Here is a 17,382-nt window from a genome sequence, read left to right on the forward strand (position 1 = left end):
CAAACAAGAAGCGGAACAGGGCACTGGGCTCCCGTTCCGCTTCTTGTTTGGTTCTCTAGATAGGCAGAGCCTTCAGGCCAGCAGCACCCGGTCGGCGGCGCCAGCCAAGAACAGCATCGCCAGATACAGCATGGAATAGAGGTACAGCGGCAGCATTTCCTGCTTGCTGGGCTGTCCGCCGGCCATCACGTAGCGGTACAGCTTCCAAGACAGCCACAGCAGCCAGCCGCCCAGGCCCAGCGCCGAGAAGAAGTACAGCCAGCTGACTGCACCGAAATAGACCGGCATCACCGACAGGACCACGGTGTAAATGGCATACAGCCCGATCTGCGCCGCCGTCATGCGGTTGCCGTACACCACCGGCAGCATGGGGATGCCCACGGTCTTGTAGTCTTCCTGAATCATCATGGCCAGCGCCCAGAAGTGAACCGGCGTCCAGAAGAAGATGATGGCGAACAGGAACCCGGCGAACAGGTTCAGGTCTCCGGTCACGGCCGCCCAGCCCACCAGCGGCGGGAAGCAGCCGGCGGCGCCCCCAATCACGATGTTGTGCCAGGTGGTGCGCTTGAGCCAGAGGGTATAGACCGCCACGTAGGTGAAAAATCCCGCCAGGCTCATCCAGGCGGCCAGTGGAGTGGCCCAGAACCACAGCGCCGCAAAGGACGCCACCTGCAGCGCCGTGCCGAAAATAAAGGCGTTGCGGGTGGAAATCAGCCCCGAGGTGGTGGGCCGCTGCGCCGTGCGGGCCATCTGGTGGTCGATGTCGCGGTCGATGATCATGTTGAACACGCCCGCCGACCCGGCCGAGGCGTAGCCGGCCAGGGCCACCACGATCAGCAGCCACAGCCCCGGCCAGCCCTGTGCCGCCATGAACATGGCCGCGATGGTGGTCCACAGCAGCAGACTGATCACTTTGGGTTTGGTCAGAGAAAGGTAGTCACGCCAGGTGGCCTTGGCCGAGGGGGTCTCCCCTGCCGGCGCCGGAACACTTACAGTCATCCTGTCACCCCCACTTCGGCCGTCTCGGCCGTGGATGCCGGCCGCCCCGGCCATGAAGCAGGCTGAGGCTGGCGGCCGAAGAGAGCGAAGTAGCCCAGCAGGATCGTCATAAGCCACAGCATACAGGCCAGCAGAAGATGCAGCAGTTGCATGGCGTCGGGCGCCCGCAGGCCCACATTGACCACGCCGGCCAGCACCTGCGCCGCGACCGTGCCCAGCAACAGGTTGCTCCAGAGCGTGACCTGCGGGCCGGGCACCCACTGACGAACCCGGGCCGTCATCCACACCAGGTAGCCGGCTGTGCCTACCGCCAGCAGGGGATGCAGCACCCGCAGCCGCTCAAAGAAACCGGTGTTCAGCCCGTAATCGTTGCGAATGGTATCCAGCGGGGTGCCGGGGGCCGGCTTGAAGAGCAGGTCGCCCAGGGCCGTCACGGCGCCGGTCATGCCGACCACCAGGGTCAGCACCAGGCCGCCGACGAGCACCCACAGGGCGCGGCGTTTGCCATCGGTAAGAGTCTTGAACCGCAGCGCCGGAAACCCGGACGACCACAGCGCGGTCAGCAGCAGTACCGCCAGCAATACAAAGGTGTTGGCCAGGTGGACGCCCTGAAACAGCCCGCGAGCCGGGTCGGTGCTGTCGGCAGTCAGGCTCAGCAGCACCTGCACGCCGCCCACCAGACCTTCCAACAGCAGAAAAACGAAACTGAGAACGGCACCCAGCCGTGCCGGGTGGCCTTTGTCAGTTTGCCGGAAGGCCAGGAAAATCAGGCCCAGGGCCAGCAGCCCGCTGGCGCCGCTGGTCAGGCGGTGGCTGAATTCGATGACCCGCTCGGCGGTAAAGCTGAGCGGCACCACCTGACCGTCGCACAGCGGCCAGTGATCACCACAGCCGGCGCCAGACCCGCTGAGGCGCACCACGGCCCCCCACAAGATGACGGCCACGTTGTAGATCAGGGCGCCCCAGGCCAGATAAATCAAGCTGCGGCCTGCGGGTCCCGAACTTGGCCGGGGCGTTCCAGCCTGAGTGATTGCCTTATTCAAGGTCTTTTCTCCTCTCCTGCCCTCCGGGTCGGGCGCTCCCCCGACTTCATTTGTCTTCGCTGAAGCGCCCCCGCGGCACGTCCGCACAGACGGCAAACACGGCAATAGTGCGCATTCTAGGCAGGCAGGGAGCCGGGCTACAGGCCCAATTGTCCCCTGACTGAAGGACGCCGGAAGGGTCAGTGACACCTCTGGATGTCACCGTGCCACAATGCCCCGGCGTCAACTGTAAACACTGCGGCAGAGCCGGAGGCACCCCCGGCCCAGGCCGCTCCGCCCGGTCTCTGCTCGCTCTGCCGTCCGGTCAGCCCGGAGGCAGGCGCAGAGTCTACCGGGCAGCTGCTCGCTTACTGCGAGCGGTAGCGGACGTTGTCGCTCTGGTGTTCCTCGAAGGTGTGGTTGACATAGATCTTGCCGTCGGGGGTGTGTAGGAAGTAGAGCGCGTCGCGGCCGTCGGCCAGCTTGCGCTGGGCATTCAGCACGCCCAGCAGCGCCGCCTCGCCGGGGTTGTTGATCGGCGTCTTGGGCAGGCCCTGACGGGTGTAGGTGTTCCAATCGTGATCGGTGGAAAAGTCGCCGGCCGCGCGGTTCAGCTCGGGCAGGTCCTTGCCCAGGCCGTAGGCCACGGTGGGGTCGCTGCCCAATGTCATGCCGTCACGCAGTCGGTTGAGGAAGACCCCGGCGATGATGGGCATTTCCTTGTCGTTGGCGGCCTCGGCCTGCACCATGCTGGCCAGGGTGACCCAGTCGTACACGCTCAGTTTCTCGGCCTTGGCCTTGGCAATCCGCTCGGGGGTGAATTCCTCGTTCATGCGGTCCACCATCTGGGTGACCGCTTCCTTGGCAGTGCTGCCCTTCTTGAACTCATAGGTGGCCGGGAAGACGAAGCCTTCCAGATTCACCTCGGCGTACTTGCTCAGCGAGGGATCGTTCAGGGCTTCCTTGAGTCCTTGCAGCTCGAAACCGGCTTTCTTGAAGATGCCCGGCAGGTCCTTGATGCGCCGGCCTTCCGGCACCGTCACCTTGATGGTGGCCTGGCGCGGCGCGGCGGCCAGGGCCTGCGCCACCTCAGCCACGGTCATCTGGCCATTGAGGTCATACAGCCCTTCTTTCAGCGAGGCGTCTGTGCCGGTGCGGCGCATCTCGTAGCGCAGAGCGTCGGCGCTACGGACCACGTCGTGGTCTTCCAGCTCCTGGACCACGGCAGCCACCGTCTCGCCGGATTTGACTTCCAGGGTGTACTCGCCGCCGCCGGCCGGGCCCGTCTGCCCAGTCAGAAACCAGGCGGCTCCCCCGCCGGCCAGCACCAGCAGGATCAGCAGTGGCATCATGATCTTGGCCCACAGCGGCAGGCCCCGGTTATGTCCCAGCCTGGTCATTGCTGGCTCCCTTGAATATCCATTGCCTGCCAGGATACCCGATGGCCCTGGCTTCAGAGCAGCGGCACATGAGAAGCGGCGTGAGACAACAAAAAAACCCGCCTGACGGCGGGCGGATCTGCTGGAGCCAGAGGTCGGAATTGAACCGACGACCTACTGATTACGAATCAGTTGCTCTACCCCTGAGCTACACTGGCAGCTGCTTGACACGGTTCAACGTGATCAAAAAAAGTGGTGGCAACGGGCGGACTCGAACCGCCGACCCAACGATTTTCAGTCGTTTGCTCTACCAACTGAGCTACATTGCCGAATTTGCTCCCCCTAAGGGGAGACTCTGGCGGTCCGGACGGGATTTGAACCCGCGACCTTCTGCGTGACAGGCAGATATGCTAACCGCTACACTACCGGACCAGAGCGCCGCCTAAGCAGCGGAATAAAGCATAGCCGGCCGCCCCCGCCCTGTCAACTGGCTTACGGTCAACCGGGTCACGTTGTGTTCAGGCCGGCTCTATGACCTGCCCTGGCGGTAGCAGTCTTGCCTTCTTCGCCGCTCAGGAGTGCCTGCACCCCCTGCAGCGGTGTGCGGCGGCCGGCCAGCACCTCGGCCCGCTGCTGTGCCAGTGCTTCCCGGCGGCCAAGCGCGAAAGACTTCCAGACCGCCTCGTGCAGCAGTTCATCGAACCAGGCGGCGGTCTGGGCGCGGCGGCGAGCGGCCAGGTCCACCCCAGCGTGGAATTCCTGCACCGCTTCCCAGAACGCCTCTATGCCCTGCCCGGTCAGGGCCGACAGCTGCAGCGCCCGTGGCCGCCACTCGGCGCCGTGCGGGGTCAGCAGACTGAGGGCGGCCGTAAGCTGTGACTGCGCCCGGTTGGCCGCCCGCGGGTCGGTGTCGGCCTTGTTGACCACCGCCAGGTCGCACAGTTCCATGATGCCGCGCTTGATGCCCTGTAGCTCGTCGCCAGCGTTGGGCAGGGTCAGCAGCACGAACAGGTCGGTCATGCCGGCCACCTGGGTTTCGCTTTGCCCCACCCCCACCGTCTCGACCAGAATCACGTCGTAGCCGGCCGCTTCGCACAGGCTGATGGCCTCGCGGGTGCGCCGCGCCACCCCCCCCAGGGTGCCGCCCGAGGGACTGGGCCGGATAAACGCGCCCGGGTGCACGCTCAGCTGCGGCATCCGGGTCTTGTCGCCCATGATGGAGCCGCCGGTGCGCACGCTGCTGGGGTCCACCGCCAGCACGGCCACCCGGTGCCCGCGTTCGGCCAGCCACAGTCCCAGCGCCTCGGTAAAAGTGCTTTTGCCCACCCCCGGCACCCCGGTCAGCCCGATCCGGACAGCGCCGCCCGTATGCGGGGCCAGCTCGGTCAGCAGGGCCTGGCCGGCCGCTTCATGGTCGGGGCGGGTGCTCTCGATCAGGGTGATGGCCTGCGCCAGGGCGCGGCGCTGCCCGGCCAGCAGCGGAGCGGCGAGAGGATGGGAAGGCATGAGCCCATGCTAAAGCACGGCTCCCGGCAGGCCGGGGCACTTGATCTATGCTGGGGGCATGCTCATGACTATTGTGGTTCTCGATTCCGTCGGTGTGGGAGAACTGCCGGACGCCGCTCACTTCGGCGATCCGCAGCAGGGCGGCGACGCCGGCGCTTTTACCCTCAACCACACCCTGAAGGCGGCCCCCACCGCGCTGCCGAACCTGGCAGGGCTGGGCCTCGGGTCGCTGCCAGGCGTGGAGCGCAGCGCCGAGACCATTCCCGAAGTGGAGAGTGCGCGCGGCGCGTTCGGGCGGATGCAGGAGGTCAGCCCCGGCAAGGATTCGTCCACCGGCCACTGGGAATTCATGGGCATTCAGCTGGAAAACGCTTTTCAGGTGTACCCGCAGGGCTTCCCCAAAGAAGTGATGGACCGCTTCGACGCCGCCACCGGGCGCGGCCACCTGTGCAACCTGCCCTACTCCGGCACCGAGGTGCTGAAAGATTACGGCGAGGAACACCTGCGCACCGGCTTCCCCATCGTGTACACCAGTGCCGACAGCGTGTTTCAGGTGGCGGCGCATGTGGACGTGGTGCCGGTAGAAACGCTCTACGCCTGGTGCGAGGCTGCCCGCGAGATTCTGCAGGGCAAATACGCCGTGGCCCGCGTGATTGCACGGCCCTTTACCGGCCAGGCCCCGAACTTCGAGCGGCTGAACGACCAGCGCCACGACTACTCACTGGTGCCGCCCCGCACCGTGCTGGACGCCATCAAGGACAGCGGCAAGGCTGTGATCGGCATCGGCAAGATTCCTGACCTGTACGCCGGGCAGGGCTTTACCGAGCAGCACCACACCGACGACAACACCGACGGCATTCGCCAGACGCTGGAACGGATGCGCCGCGCCGGGCAGGAAGGCACCGACGGCCTGATCTTCACCAATCTGGTGGACTTTGACAGCAAATACGGCCACCGCCGCGACCCGCAGGGCTACGCAGCGGCGCTGAAGGAATTCGATGACGCCCTACCGGAGTTCCTGGCGGCTGTGCCCGAGGGCGGCGCGCTGCTGATCATTTCCGACCACGGCAACGACCCCACCTGGTACGGCAGCGACCACACCCGCGAACACGGGCTGCTGCTGGCCTACCGCCCCGGCATGCAGGAGCTGGCCGACCTGGGCACCCGCGAGACTTTTGCCGACGTGGGCGCCACTGCGGCCGAGGCCCTGGGCGCCGAGTGGGACGGCCCCGGCCAGAGCTTCTGGGCACAGCTGCGTGGCTGAGTCATCCCTTCCATTCGGGCATGACTCCGGGGCCGCTGCGGGCGGCCCGCCGGGCCTGTTCGACCTGAGCGGGGCCCTTCCCGGCTGGGCCAGAGAGGGCGAGGACTTCGAGCTGGCCCTTAGCCTGGGGGGCCAGTATGCCGGCGTGCAGCACTGGAACATCCGGCCCGAGCGCGGCGCCGTGGTGACGCGGGTGGAGACCGAGTTCGGCGGGGTGCTGCCGCATCTGCGGGTGCACCAGACCAGCCGGCTACACCCGCGCACGCTGGCGCTGCTGGCCTACGCCGAGGGTGAGGGTAACCGCACCAGCCTGGAACTGAGCCTGGATTACCGCGCCGGCGAGCTGCGGCTGCGGCAACGCGGCGAGGAAACCGGCGCCCCCCTGATCACCGACTATCTGGACCCGCTCTCGCTGCTGCTGTGGGTGCGCGAGTGGGAAGCGGCGCCCGGCGAGCAGCGAGTGGTGCGGCTGGCCGGCAGCGGCGTGCATGTGCAGCGCCTGCCGGACGAAAGCGTGGGCGAGGCGGCGGCCGAGGTATTTTTGCTGCGGCCCGGCAGCGCGGGGGTGTGGCGCTCAGCTGAGCGGCCCCACAGCTTCCTGCGCCTGACCCAGCCCACACCCTTCGGCGTGGTGGATGCCCAGCCGGCCAACATCTGGAATGAGCGGCCCGGTGCCCGGCAGGGCCACAGCGGCGGCCGGGTGCGGCGGCGGGTGGGCTGACCCAGCCTTCTTTTCTCAGCCCCCGCTCCCCGCCTCAGCGGTTCCCGAGCTGTTATGGCAATGCCCGCGCCCGGTTGCGGCGCGTCAGTTCCTGGTGTACCCAGGGCGTATCTGCCAGCCGAGCCTTCCACTGCAGCGCAGGCGGAAAGAACTGGGGAATGAATTCGGGCGTTAGCAACTGGTGGACCGTAGGGGGCTGGCCCAGCGTCACTACAGCCGGGCCGATACTGCCGGATGCTGTCCGCCACTCACCCGCCGTGCCTTTCCTCTCCCAGTGCGCACACATGGTGTTGAGGTAAAAAGTCTGCCCTTCGCGGCCCAGCAGGTCATGGACGCAGGCGGAATGGGGCAGCTGCCTATCTCCCAGAAGTCTGCCAGCAGGGCGCGGTCCAGGGCCGCCTCTTCGGCCGGAGTGGCCAGGGTGTGCGCTGGAGCGCAGGCCACCAGGGCAGGCAGCAGCAAAGGCCAGAGCATACGGGGCATGGCCGCAGCATACAAGCGCAGCCTGATGGAAGGCTGGCAGCAGGGTCAGGCCCCCGCCGCAGAGGAAAGTGGGAGAAAGGGACTCCCTGCCCTGACCGCGCGTTCAGCCCCCTACTATAGTGGCCGGTGATGCCTCTAGACGCCGCCTTCATCAACCAAGCCGCAGTTTTCACCATCGTCCTGAGCGGTTTCGCGCTGCTGACGGGAGTGTATTTCATTCGCTCGGGCAACCGGGTCAACCACATGCGGTCCATGCTGACCGCCAGTGCCCTGGCAACCCTCTTTCTGGTGCTGTACCTGACCCGGCTGGCGCTGGGCTACGAGAAAGTCTTTGTGGGCCCCCAGCCGTGGCGGGTGCCATACTTCGCGCTGCTGATCAGCCATATCGCACTGGCGGCGGCCAACGTGCCGCTGGCGCTGGTGCCGCTGTTCTACGCCTACAAGGGTGTCAAGGCGGCCGGGTCGCTGGCCAACATCGAGCAGGTGCCGGCCGCCCGCGCGGCTTTTGCCACCCACCGCAAGTGGGTGCGCTGGACGGTGCCGGTGTGGCTGTACGTGGCGGTGACCGGCTGGATCATCTATGTGGTTCTAGGCCGCTGGGGCCAGGTCATGACTCAGTAACGGGTCATAACCCGGCAGACGCCTCAGCGCCTCTCATCTGGCCCCTGATACACTGCCGGACGTGACCGTTCCTGCCGCCCCACAGCCCACTGCCCCCTCTTCCGCTTCCGCTGCGGCGCAGGCGGACATGGCCGTGACCCCCGGCCTGCCTGCCCGCCCGCCGCTGGTGGCCAGTGGCCTGCGCAAGACCTACGGGCGGCGCGAAGTGGTGCGCGGTGTGGACTTGAACGTCAACCCCGGCGAGATCGTGGCGCTGTTCGGGCCCAACGGCGCCGGCAAGACCACCACCTTTTACATGATTGTGGGCTTTATCCGCGCCGGTGCGGGGCAGATTACCCTGGGCGACCGCAATGTGACTGCCCTGCCGATGCACCAGCGGGCGCGTATGGGCCTAGGCTACCTGCCACAGGAGCCCAGCGCTTTCCGGCGGCTCTCGGCCCGCGACAACCTGCTGGCGATTCTGGAATACCAGCGGCTGCCCCGCGCCGAGCAGGAACGCCGCGCCGATGCGTTGCTGGAAGAATTTGGCCTCAGCCACCTGGCAAACTCCTACGCCTATCAGCTCTCGGGCGGCGAGCGGCGGCGGCTGGAGCTGGCCCGCGCCCTGACCACCGAGCCCGATTACCTGTTGCTGGACGAGCCTTTTACCGGCGTGGACCCCAAGAGCATCCGCGAGATTCAGCGGCTGATCCGCGAACTGCGCGACCGCCGGGGCATCGGCGTCTTTATCACCGACCACAACGTGCGTGAAACCATCGCCCTGACCGACCGGGTCTACCTGATGTTCGACGGTCAGGTGACTTTCCAGGGCACCCCGGCCGAGTTTGCCGCCAACCCGGATGTGCGGGCACACTATCTGGGCGAGGATTTCGAACTGTAACGTTGCCCTATTGTCTGCCCGGACCACGGCGCCGACCAGAGCCGGACGAGCGGCAAAGCTTCCTGTTGTGAGCACAGGCCCCCTGCTAGACTCCGGGGCGTGCTGTGGCTTTTTCTGGGGTTTGTGGTCCTCCTTTCGGGAGTGGTGGCGTACGCGGGCGACGTCATCGCCCGCAAGGTGGGCCGCAAGCACATGCGGATGTTCGGGCTACGGCCCAAGGACACCGCGCTGCTGGTGGCGGTGCTCGCAGGCATGGCCATCAGCCTGATCAGCCTGACCACCTTCGGCCTGCTGAACCGCGGCGCCATCGCCAACATTCAGCAGGCCCAGCAGCTGCGCCCTGAGCTGGAGCGGCTGCGCTCCGAAATCGGCCGGGTGGGCAGTGAGTTGTCACGCACCGAAGCGGGACTGAAGCGGGCCCAGCAGGAGCGCGACCAGGCCCAGCAGGCGGCGCGCAAGCTGGAGGGCGAGTATGGCAAAGCCCAGCAGGAACTCAGCGGCGCCCAGCGGGACCTGCAGCGGGCCCAGCAGGCCGTCCAGGCCCTGGAAACCCGCGCGGCGGACCTGGAACAGCGGGTGGCCTCGCTGCAAACCCGCCGCGACGCCCTGGCCGCCCAGGCCGAGCAGGCCCGTACCCAATTGAGCGGCAGCCGGGCAGCGCTGGAACAGAGTCAGACCCGCGCGCAGGCGCTGGACGCCGAGGTGGCACAGCTGGACCGCCAGCTGGGCACCCTGAAGACCCAGGCCAATCAGGCCCGGGCGCAGGCTGACGCCGCCGCCCAGCGCACCCGTGAAGCCCAGGCCCGGGCCCGCTCAGCCGAGCAGCGCACCCGTGAGTTGCAGGCCCGTGCTCAGGCTGCCGCCGAGCGCGCCAGAACCCTGGAAGCGCAGGTCGGCGCCCTGGAACAGACCCGCCAGGAACTGCAGGCCCAGCGCCAGCGGGCCATTGCCGAGCGCGATCAGGCAGCGGCCCAGCGAGACAGCGCGGCTGCCGAACGCGACAGCGCCATCGCTGCCAGAAATAACGCTGTCAGTGAAAGAAACAGCGCCCTGGCCGAACGGGACAGTGCCGTGCAGGGCCGCGACGCTGCCCAGGCCGCCCAGGCGCAGGCCGAAGCCCAGCGGCGGGCCACCGAAACCCAGCGGGACGCCCTGGCGGCCGAGCGCGACAGCCTGCGCCGCGAGCGCGACGCCCTGACCGCCGAGCGCAGTGAGCTGCTCACTCAGCGCCGCGACCTGCAGGCCGAACGCGACAGCCTGCGGGGCGAGCGCGATCAGGCCGCCAGCGAACTGGCCACCGTTCGCCGCGACGTGACCCAGTTACAAACGCTACAGCGCGACCTGCTGGACCAGCAGACCGAGCTGGTGGCCGCCAACGCCGAGCTGGCCTCGGACCTGGTCAGCACCCGCACCAGCCTGGGCCAGCTGCAGGACGACTATTCATCCACCCGCACCGAACTGAGCGCCTCGCTGAACAGCGACCTGGCCTACGCCAAGAACGACCTGGTGTATGCTGGCGTGATCCGCAATCCGGCCGAGCTGGACGCTTTTCTTAGCAGTGCTTCCCAGGCCGCCCTGGCGCGGGGGGGCCGCTCGGCGGCGCTGGCCGACAGCTCACGGGCCGGGCTGGCCGATTCGGTGGGCGCCTTCAGCGCCGGCAGCTTCGTGCAGTGCCGCGCCGCCGCCAACGTGCCCGAAGGGTTCGAGGTCAACCTCAACTGCGAGGCCCGGCCCAACCGGGTGATCTACGCGGCCGGCGCAGCGGTGGCCGAGGGGCCGGTGCAGCTGGGCGGCAACGCGGCCGCCTTGCAGGCGCAGGTCGAAGCCCTGACCGCACAGGCCCGCCAGCGCCTGCTGGCCCGCGGCCTGCCGGAAAGCAACCTGGTAGGCAGCGCCTTGCCGGTCAGCGAAATGGTGGAACTGCTGGCCGAACTGGTCTCGCTGTCCGAGCGGCAGCCGGCCGGACAGGTTACCGTGCGCCTGGTGGCCCGCAGCGATATCCAGCTGGATTCGCCGGTCAGCCTGAAAGCCAGCGTGGTCGGGCGGCCTTAAAGGACTACGCCGCTGAGGAGCCCACCCACGGAAAAAAAGGGGAGAAAGCACTCAGGCCTTCTCCCCTCCTCAGTTTTGCCGGCTCTCCCTGCTCAGTCGCGGTCGCCGCTGAGCAGCCGCAGGAAGAACAGGAACATGTTGATGAAGTCGAGGTACAGCACCAGCGCACCGTTAATGGCGGCACTTTCGGCGGCCCGGCCCTGCAGGCCGCTCTGGGCCATCAGCTTCAGCTTCTGGGTGTCGTAGGCGGTCAGGCCAGCAAACACCAGCACGCCCACCACGCTGATGGCGAAACTGGCTGCGCCGCTGTGGAAAAAGAAGTTGGCCACCATCGCCAGAATCAGGCCCAGCAGGGCGAACAGCAGGAACCGGCTCCAGCCGCTCAGGTCACGCTTGGTGAGGTAGCCGGCAGCGCTCATGCCGGCAAAAGCCCCGGCCGAGGTCAGGAAAGCCGTACCCACCGCCGCCGGGCTGTAAACGAACAGCAGCGAGCTGAAGGTCAGGCCGGTCAGACCGGCATACACCATAAACAGAATGCCGGCCACCACCGGGCTGAGGCGGTCCGCCAGAAAGCTGAGGCCCAGCACCAGCGCAAATTGCGCAATGATCAGCGGCCACGTGAGGCCCGACACCAGCTGCGACAGGGCCAGATTGCCGGCCGTCAGGTAGGCGGTGCCGGCCGTCAGCGCCAGGCCGGCCGCCATCCAGCTGTAGGTGCGATTCAGAAAAGTCCGGACCAGTTCAGTACGTCCGGTTGCCGGAGCATAAGTCGTCATGCCCCCACCCTAGCTCAGCCGTGTAAAACGTAGGTCAGAGATGAGAACACAGGCAGGCAGCCGCCCCGCCTCACGTAGAGACAGGCGGCGGCCGGCCTGCAAAGCTTCGCTCCGGGGGTTACTCCACCGTCACCGATTTGGCGAGGTTGCGGGGTTTATCCACGTCTTTACCGAGGGTGCTGGCGGTGTAGTAGGCCAACAGCTGCATAGGCACTGCATTCACGATGGGGCTGATCAGCTCGTCACAGCGGGGCACATAAAGAACGTCCTCGGCGTGCTGGGCGTTGTCGGTGTCACCGTCGCTGAGCAGCAGAATGACCCGGCCACCGCGCGCGCGCACTTCTTGCACATTGCTGATGGTTTTTTCCAGCAGCCGCGACTCGGTGGCCACCACCACCACCGGCAGGTGCTCGTCGATTAGGGCGATGGGGCCGTGCTTCATCTCGCCGGCTGCGTAGGCTTCGGCGTGGATATAGCTGATTTCCTTGAGTTTCAGAGCACCCTCGTAAGCGGTGGGGTTGTTGACGCCGCGTCCCAGGAACAGATAATCGCGGGCCTGGTGGTACTTCTGCGCCACCTCCTGCACCCGGGCCAGCCGCTCATCGCTGAGGGTTTCCGCCACCAGCTGAGGCAGGTCATGGGCGCTCTGGACCAGGCGGGCCACTTCATCCCTGCTCAGGGTGCCGCGCTGCTGGCCCAGCCACACGGCCAACAGCAGAAAAGCGCCCACCATGCTGGTGTAGGCCTTGGTGCTGGCCACACCGATTTCGGGGCCGGCATGGATGTAAAGGGTGTCGTCCAGCTCGCGGGTCATGGAGCTGCCCTTGGCGTTGATGATGCCCAGCGTGCGGGCGCCGCCGGCCTTGGCCTCGCGCATGCCTTCCAGCGTGTCGATGGTCTCGCCCGACTGGCTCACGGCAATAGCCAGGGTTTTATCGGTCACCAGGGGCTGGCGGTAACGGTATTCGCTGGCCACGTCCAGCTCCACCGGCACCCGCGCCAGCTGCTCCAGCAGGTACTTGCCCACCATACCGGCGTAGTAGGCGGTGCCGCAGGCCACGATATGAATCCGGTCGAACGAGGTCGGGTCCAGGCTGATGTCCAGTTCCACCCGGCCTTCTTCACCTTTCAGGCGGCCCAGCAGGGTGTTGCTGAGGGCCTGGGGCTGCTCGAAGATTTCCTTGAGCATATAGGTGTCATAGCCGCCTTTTTCGGCCGCTTCGGCGTCCCACTCGATGGTTTCGGCCTCGCGCTGCACCGGCTGGCCCTGCATGTCGGTGATGCGGTAACCGTCATCGTCCAGGATAACCATGTCGCCGTCCTGAATAAACACCATCTGGCGGGTGTAGGCCAGCAGGGCCGGCACGTCGGAGGCCAGGAACATCTCGCCTTCGCCCACGCCCATCACCAGCGGGCTGACGGTCCGGGCCGCCACGATCTGGCGGTGGTCTTTGTGGGTCACCACCAGCGCGTAGGCGCCACGGACTTGGTGCAAGGCGTCGCGCACGGCTTTTTCCAGGTCACCCTGATAGGTTTCCTCGATCAGGTGGGCCACCACTTCGCTGTCGGTGTCGGACTTGAAGACGTGGCCGCGCTGCAGCAGGCCCGCTTTCAGCTCCAGATAATTCTCGATGATGCCGTTGTGCACCAGCACGATGTCACCGTTTTCGGTGGTGTGCGGGTGGCTGTTGACATCGTTGGGCACCCCGTGGGTGGCCCAGCGGGTATGGCCGATGCCGAAGGAGCCATTCAGCGGCTCGGCTTCGAGGTCGGCGGCGAGGTTGGCCAGCTTGCCGGCTTTTTTCCGGACGGCGATCTGCTGGCCGTCCCCCACTGCGATGCCCGCACTGTCGTAGCCACGGTATTCCAGCTTGCTGAGGCCCGAGAGCAGGACCTCCTGCGCGTCTCTAGGGCCGATATATCCAACGATTCCACACATAAGGGTTCTCCTTGTCCGCCCGCTGCTGGGCCCCGGCGGGGCCGCGCAGTATGGCAGGGCAGCTGGCGGGCCCAGAAAAAAAAGGAGCCGGCCGGGGGGGCAGGTTGTGTCTGTCGCGTTCTCTGCTGCGCTCTGGCCTTATGCCCCAGTCACCTGGGGGGTTATCGCCGCGCTTGCCTGTGCCCCATCAGGGCCCGGGCCGGGTAGGTGGGAAGAGAACCACCTGAAGGCATCCGCAGAATCTCGCTCACCTTCACCTCGTCTTCTGCCGCTCTTGAATCCCGGCAGACCTTGCGCTTCCCGAAGTCGAAAAAGGGACACTGGGCCTCTTTCGCGGGGCAGCATAGCATGGCATTGTGGCCCCGGCCACGCAGCAGGTGTCAGGGACCGCAGTGACGTCCGCACTGCAGTTCTCAGAGCTGCATGGGCTAGCATGATTTCCGGAGAGTGTGTGATGCCCACCTATGTCTATAAGAACCTGGAAACCGGCGAACTGTACGAGTTCAAGCAGAGCATGAAGGACGAGGCCTACACCCGGCACCCCGAGACTGGCGCGCCGGTCAAGCGCCTGATTACGCCGCCGGGAATTGCTTTTCATGGCAGCGGTTTTTATGTCAACGACTCGCGCAGCTCGGGTGAAGGCGGCAGCAGTGGCGGAGACGGGGGCAACGGATGAGCCGGGGCCCCTTCCCTGCCCCCAGCCTGCGCCCCCTGCTGGCCGGCCTGATCGTGACCGGAGCGCTGGCCGGCGCCTACGCCACCGGGCAGGTCACCGCGCAAAAGGCGCTGGTGGTCCCCGACGAGGTCAACACGGTCGAAGTGGTACGCCAGGCCAGCCCGGCGGTGGTGCAGGTCAACAACACCCTGGCCCCCGAAGCCCTGATGCCCGGCGACGACCCGGTGGAAGTGGGCACCGGCTTTTTTTACAAGAAAGACCTGATCGTCACCGCCTATCACGTGGTGCAAAACAGTGAACACCTCACCGTGACTCTGGCCAGCGGCCGCACCGTACCAGCCACGGTTGAGGGGGTGGACCCCGGCATTGACGTGGCGGTCCTGCGGGTTACGGCAGTGGGTGCGCCTCGCACCCTGGCTTTCGGTTCCAGCGCCTCGCTGGTGCAGGGGCAGAAGCTGATCAGTATCGGGTCGCCGCTCAAGATTCAGAACTATGTGGGCACCGGGATTTTCAGCGTGATGGCGCCGGCCGCCCAGATTCCCCGCACCGACAACCTTGCCAACGAGGTGGGGCAGTACATCGTCACCACCACCAGCATTCAGGGGGGCAACTCGGGCGGGCCGATCATGGATTCGCACGGCGCGGTCGTCGGCATTGCCAACGCCAACGCGGCGGCCAGCTCGCTTTCGGCGGGCCTGATCGGCATCGGGATTCCGGGTGACTTGGTCAAGCAGACCCTGACCGACTTGGAACAGACCGGCGCGCCGCAGCGCGGCAACCTGGGCGTGACGCTGGTGGCGCTGGAAGACCTGGACCCCGCCCTGCGGCAGCTGGCTGGCCTGGTCAGCAACCAGGGCGTGCTGGTGGACGAAATCCAGGCGGGTAGCCCCGCCGGCCGCGCCGGCCTGCGCGGTTCGCTGCGCAACTCGCGTGGGCAGCTGCTGGCGCCGCTGGGCGACATCATCGTGGCGGTGGACGGCCAGCCGGTCAGCAAGCCGTTTGACGTGACCTCACTGGTGGCCGCCAAGCGCCCCGGCGACACCGTGCGCCTGACCGTCTGGCGCGACGGCCGCCGGCAGGACCTCAACGTGACGTTGCAGCAGCGCACCCTGGAAGAATTCCAGTCCAGCCAGAATCAGCCCGGGCCCAGCAATCCCGCCTCGCAGAACCAGCGCACCGATAATCCGGGAGGCAACACACCCAGCCTGAGCAATCCAGGCACCGGAAATGGCAACCCCGGCACCGGCAGCCGGGGAGGCAACAGCGCCCCCGGCGTGGATGACGGTGTGGACTCCGGCGAAGGCGCAGCTCCTATGCCCGAAGGCGCCGACGGCCCGGTGATGAATACGCCAGACGCCCCCAGCGGCGAACCTACCCACCCGTAAGTCTCGCCCTGCGGCCTGCCCCTTCTGGCGGGCCGCCCGCAGTTATGGGCCCAGCTATTCCAGATCGTCGAAGCGGTGCAGCCAAGCGGCTTCAGCGTCGCCGGCAGGCCGGTGATGAGCGGCGACCAGTTCGGCCACCCGCTCCCGGCCCCCGGCCTCGCGGATCAGCGCCGCACCCCACTCGGGGTGCCGGGCCCGTACCTGCGCCGGGCCCCAGGGCACCTGACGAGCCAGCGGGTAAGGCAGCAACCCGGCGCCAACCCGCTCCCAAACGCGGTAGGGCCGCCGCAGTTTGCCGCTGTCGTGCAATAGGGCAGCGGCCAGCAGTTCATCGCCGGCGGCAGGGAACCCGGCCAGCAGCGCCTGGGTGACGCGCAGGGCATGCTCGCGGTCGCGGGCGTCCATCCGCAGGAACAGCCGGCCCTCGGCCGGGGTCAGGCGGGCCAGGGCCCACAGGTCGTCCGGGGCCGCCTGCATTTCCCTAAGGCTGCGGCGCAGGCGGCGGAGCTTTTCGGGCAGTGCGCGGAGCCGGAGCATGGCCTGCAGTATGGCGCAGCTGCGTATATTGCTCTTTGACATGGGAAGTTTCGTGATGGCGACCGGAGGCACCGGCGGGCATATCTATCCGGCGGTGGCCACCGCTCAGGAACTGATTCGGCGCGGGCACCACGCGGCGCTGCTGGGCCAGCGCGGCGGGATGGAGCAGGGCGCGGCCGAGCGGGGTGGGCTGGAATTTTTCGGGGTGGACGCCGGCAAACTGGCCCGCAGCGGTCAGGGCCGCCCCGACCCGCGCGAACTGCTGAAAGCGGCCGGCGGGGTGGTGCAGGCCCGGCGCTGGCTGGCGCAGCGGCGCCCCGACGCCGTGGTGGGCTACGGCGGCTTTGCCAGCCTGCCAGGGGTGCTGGCCGCGCAGAGCCTGGGGATTCCCACGGTGCTGCACGAACAGAACGCCCACCTGGGCCTGACGCAGCGGCTGGCCGCCGGCCGCGCCCGCGCCGTGGGCACCGCTTACGATGAGGTGATCGGGCTGCCGGCCGGCAAAGGCACCCTGGTGGGCATGCCGGTCCGGGAAACCCGGCTGGAACGCCCCGGAGCGTTCGCACGCCTGCAAGAAGCCGGGCTGGCACTGGACCCGCAGCGCCTGACCCTGCTGGTGATGGGCGGCTCGCAGGGGTCGCTGGCGCTGAACGAGGGTGTGCCCCCGGTGCTGCGGGAGGTGCTGGCCGGCGGGCAGCTGCACGGCGAGCCGGTGCAGGTGCTGCACTCCACCGGGCCGCGCTGGGAAAGCGGCGTGAAGGCCGCCGTGGCCGACCTGCCCTGGTATCACGTGGCCGGCTTCGTGGACGCCCCGGCCGCCTGGAGCGTGGCCGACCTGGGCATCACCCGCGCCGGCACCGGCACCCTGGCTGAAGCTGCCTTTTACGCGGTGCCGCTGATCATGGTGCCGCTGCCCGAATCGGCCGAGAACCACCAGTTTCATAACGCGCAGGCGGTGGAACGGGCCGGTGCCGGCCGCCTGGTCCCGCAGGATGCCCTCACCCGTGACCTGGGAAAGCGGGTGCTAGAGTGTGGTCTGTCAGGCACGCGCAGCGAGATGCGGGGGGCCGCACAGCAGCGTTCGCCACAGGGCGCGGCGGCCCGGCTGGCCGATCTGATCGAACGACTCTGATAGGCCGGCT

Annotated in this window: 16 protein-coding genes and 3 tRNA genes; 8 read left to right on the top strand and 11 right to left on the bottom strand. The window is 67.3% G+C overall.

Features of this window, described 5'->3' with window-relative positions:
• Window positions 1-72: 72 nt before the first annotated feature.
• From OCI36_RS07990 to meaB, 7 genes are all read right to left on the bottom strand, one after another.
• Window positions 73-999 carry a heme o synthase gene (locus OCI36_RS07990; RefSeq protein WP_261664570.1) on the bottom strand — a complete coding sequence of 309 codons (927 nt, stop codon included), beginning with the start codon at window positions 997-999 and terminating at the stop codon, window positions 73-75.
• The gene (locus tag OCI36_RS07995) at window positions 996-2,042 is read right to left on the bottom strand and encodes a COX15/CtaA family protein (protein ID WP_261664571.1); all 1,047 of its coding nucleotides are present in this window, start codon (window positions 2,040-2,042) and stop codon (window positions 996-998) included. The genes OCI36_RS07990 and OCI36_RS07995 overlap by 4 nt, the downstream gene beginning before the upstream one ends.
• Window positions 2,043-2,389: 347 nt before the next feature.
• Complete coding sequence (gene mltG / locus OCI36_RS08000) at window positions 2,390-3,421, bottom strand: endolytic transglycosylase MltG (protein ID WP_261664572.1); 1,032 nt, start codon at window positions 3,419-3,421, stop codon at window positions 2,390-2,392.
• Window positions 3,422-3,543: 122 nt separating this feature from the next.
• Window positions 3,544-3,618: transfer RNA gene (locus OCI36_RS08005), tRNA-Thr, on the bottom strand.
• A 35-nt stretch (window positions 3,619-3,653) separates the two neighbouring features.
• Window positions 3,654-3,729 (bottom strand) — tRNA-Phe (locus OCI36_RS08010).
• 27 nt (window positions 3,730-3,756) lie between these two features.
• Window positions 3,757-3,832, bottom strand: a tRNA-Asp gene (locus tag OCI36_RS08015).
• 75 nt (window positions 3,833-3,907) lie between these two features.
• The gene (gene meaB, locus OCI36_RS08020; RefSeq protein ID WP_261664573.1) at window positions 3,908-4,906 is read right to left on the bottom strand and encodes a methylmalonyl Co-A mutase-associated GTPase MeaB; all 999 of its coding nucleotides are present in this window, start codon (window positions 4,904-4,906) and stop codon (window positions 3,908-3,910) included.
• Between the two features lie 58 nt (window positions 4,907-4,964).
• On the opposite strand from meaB, the gene OCI36_RS08025 reads away from it, so the two are divergent.
• Together OCI36_RS08025 and OCI36_RS08030 are read left to right on the top strand one after the other, a co-directional pair.
• Window positions 4,965-6,170, top strand: a complete 1,206-nt coding sequence (locus OCI36_RS08025) for a phosphopentomutase (RefSeq protein ID WP_261664574.1) — start codon at window positions 4,965-4,967, stop codon at window positions 6,168-6,170.
• Window positions 6,163-6,891, top strand: a complete 729-nt coding sequence (locus OCI36_RS08030; protein WP_261664575.1) for a hypothetical protein — start codon at window positions 6,163-6,165, stop codon at window positions 6,889-6,891. Before OCI36_RS08025 ends, OCI36_RS08030 begins: the two co-directional genes overlap by 8 nt.
• 210 nt (window positions 6,892-7,101) lie before the next feature.
• Here the strand turns inward: OCI36_RS08030 and OCI36_RS08035 are convergent, their stop codons facing one another.
• Window positions 7,102-7,374 (bottom strand): hypothetical protein, encoded by a 273-nt coding sequence (locus OCI36_RS08035; protein ID WP_261664576.1) that lies wholly within the window; start codon window positions 7,372-7,374, stop codon window positions 7,102-7,104.
• 129 nt (window positions 7,375-7,503) lie between these two features.
• Between OCI36_RS08035 and OCI36_RS08040 the strand changes: the two genes are divergently transcribed.
• The 3 genes from OCI36_RS08040 to OCI36_RS08050 all read left to right on the top strand — a co-directional run bounded on the left by OCI36_RS08040 (window position 7,504) and on the right by OCI36_RS08050 (window position 10,927).
• Complete coding sequence (locus OCI36_RS08040) at window positions 7,504-7,995, top strand: DUF420 domain-containing protein (RefSeq protein ID WP_261664577.1); 492 nt, start codon at window positions 7,504-7,506, stop codon at window positions 7,993-7,995.
• 127 nt (window positions 7,996-8,122) lie between these two features.
• On the top strand, window positions 8,123-8,875 hold the full coding sequence (gene lptB / locus OCI36_RS08045; RefSeq protein ID WP_261664888.1) for an LPS export ABC transporter ATP-binding protein: 753 nt from the start codon (window positions 8,123-8,125) through the stop codon (window positions 8,873-8,875).
• Window positions 8,876-8,974: 99 nt separating this feature from the next.
• Window positions 8,975-10,927, top strand: a complete 1,953-nt coding sequence (locus tag OCI36_RS08050; protein ID WP_261664578.1) for a DUF3084 domain-containing protein — start codon at window positions 8,975-8,977, stop codon at window positions 10,925-10,927.
• A gap of 92 nt (window positions 10,928-11,019) precedes the next feature.
• On the opposite strand, the gene OCI36_RS08055 is transcribed toward OCI36_RS08050, so the two are convergent.
• Together OCI36_RS08055 and glmS are read right to left on the bottom strand one after the other, a co-directional pair.
• Entirely contained in the window at window positions 11,020-11,703 is a 684-nt protein-coding gene (locus OCI36_RS08055) for a Bax inhibitor-1 family protein (protein ID WP_261664579.1), read from the bottom strand.
• Window positions 11,704-11,821: 118 nt separating this feature from the next.
• Window positions 11,822-13,642, bottom strand: coding sequence for a glutamine--fructose-6-phosphate transaminase (isomerizing) (glmS, locus tag OCI36_RS08060; protein WP_261664580.1), 1,821 nt, complete (start codon window positions 13,640-13,642; stop codon window positions 11,822-11,824).
• 454 nt (window positions 13,643-14,096) lie between these two features.
• On the opposite strand from glmS, the gene OCI36_RS08065 reads away from it, so the two are divergent.
• Window positions 14,097-14,318, top strand: a complete 222-nt coding sequence (locus OCI36_RS08065) for an FmdB family zinc ribbon protein (protein ID WP_261664889.1) — start codon at window positions 14,097-14,099, stop codon at window positions 14,316-14,318.
• Entirely contained in the window at window positions 14,315-15,703 is a 1,389-nt protein-coding gene (locus OCI36_RS08070) for a S1C family serine protease (protein WP_261664581.1), read from the top strand. Before OCI36_RS08065 ends, OCI36_RS08070 begins: the two co-directional genes overlap by 4 nt.
• A gap of 54 nt (window positions 15,704-15,757) precedes the next feature.
• On the opposite strand, the gene OCI36_RS08075 is transcribed toward OCI36_RS08070, so the two are convergent.
• Window positions 15,758-16,240, bottom strand: coding sequence for an HD domain-containing protein (locus tag OCI36_RS08075; RefSeq protein ID WP_261664582.1), 483 nt, complete (start codon window positions 16,238-16,240; stop codon window positions 15,758-15,760).
• A 40-nt stretch (window positions 16,241-16,280) separates the two neighbouring features.
• Between OCI36_RS08075 and murG the strand changes: the two genes are divergently transcribed.
• Window positions 16,281-17,372, top strand: coding sequence for an undecaprenyldiphospho-muramoylpentapeptide beta-N-acetylglucosaminyltransferase (gene murG / locus OCI36_RS08080; protein WP_261664583.1), 1,092 nt, complete (start codon window positions 16,281-16,283; stop codon window positions 17,370-17,372).
• The last annotated feature ends 10 nt before the right edge of the window (window positions 17,373-17,382 follow it).

The organism is Deinococcus sp. Marseille-Q6407 (assembly GCF_946848805.1).
Taxonomy (GTDB): Bacteria; Deinococcota; Deinococci; order Deinococcales; family Deinococcaceae; genus Deinococcus.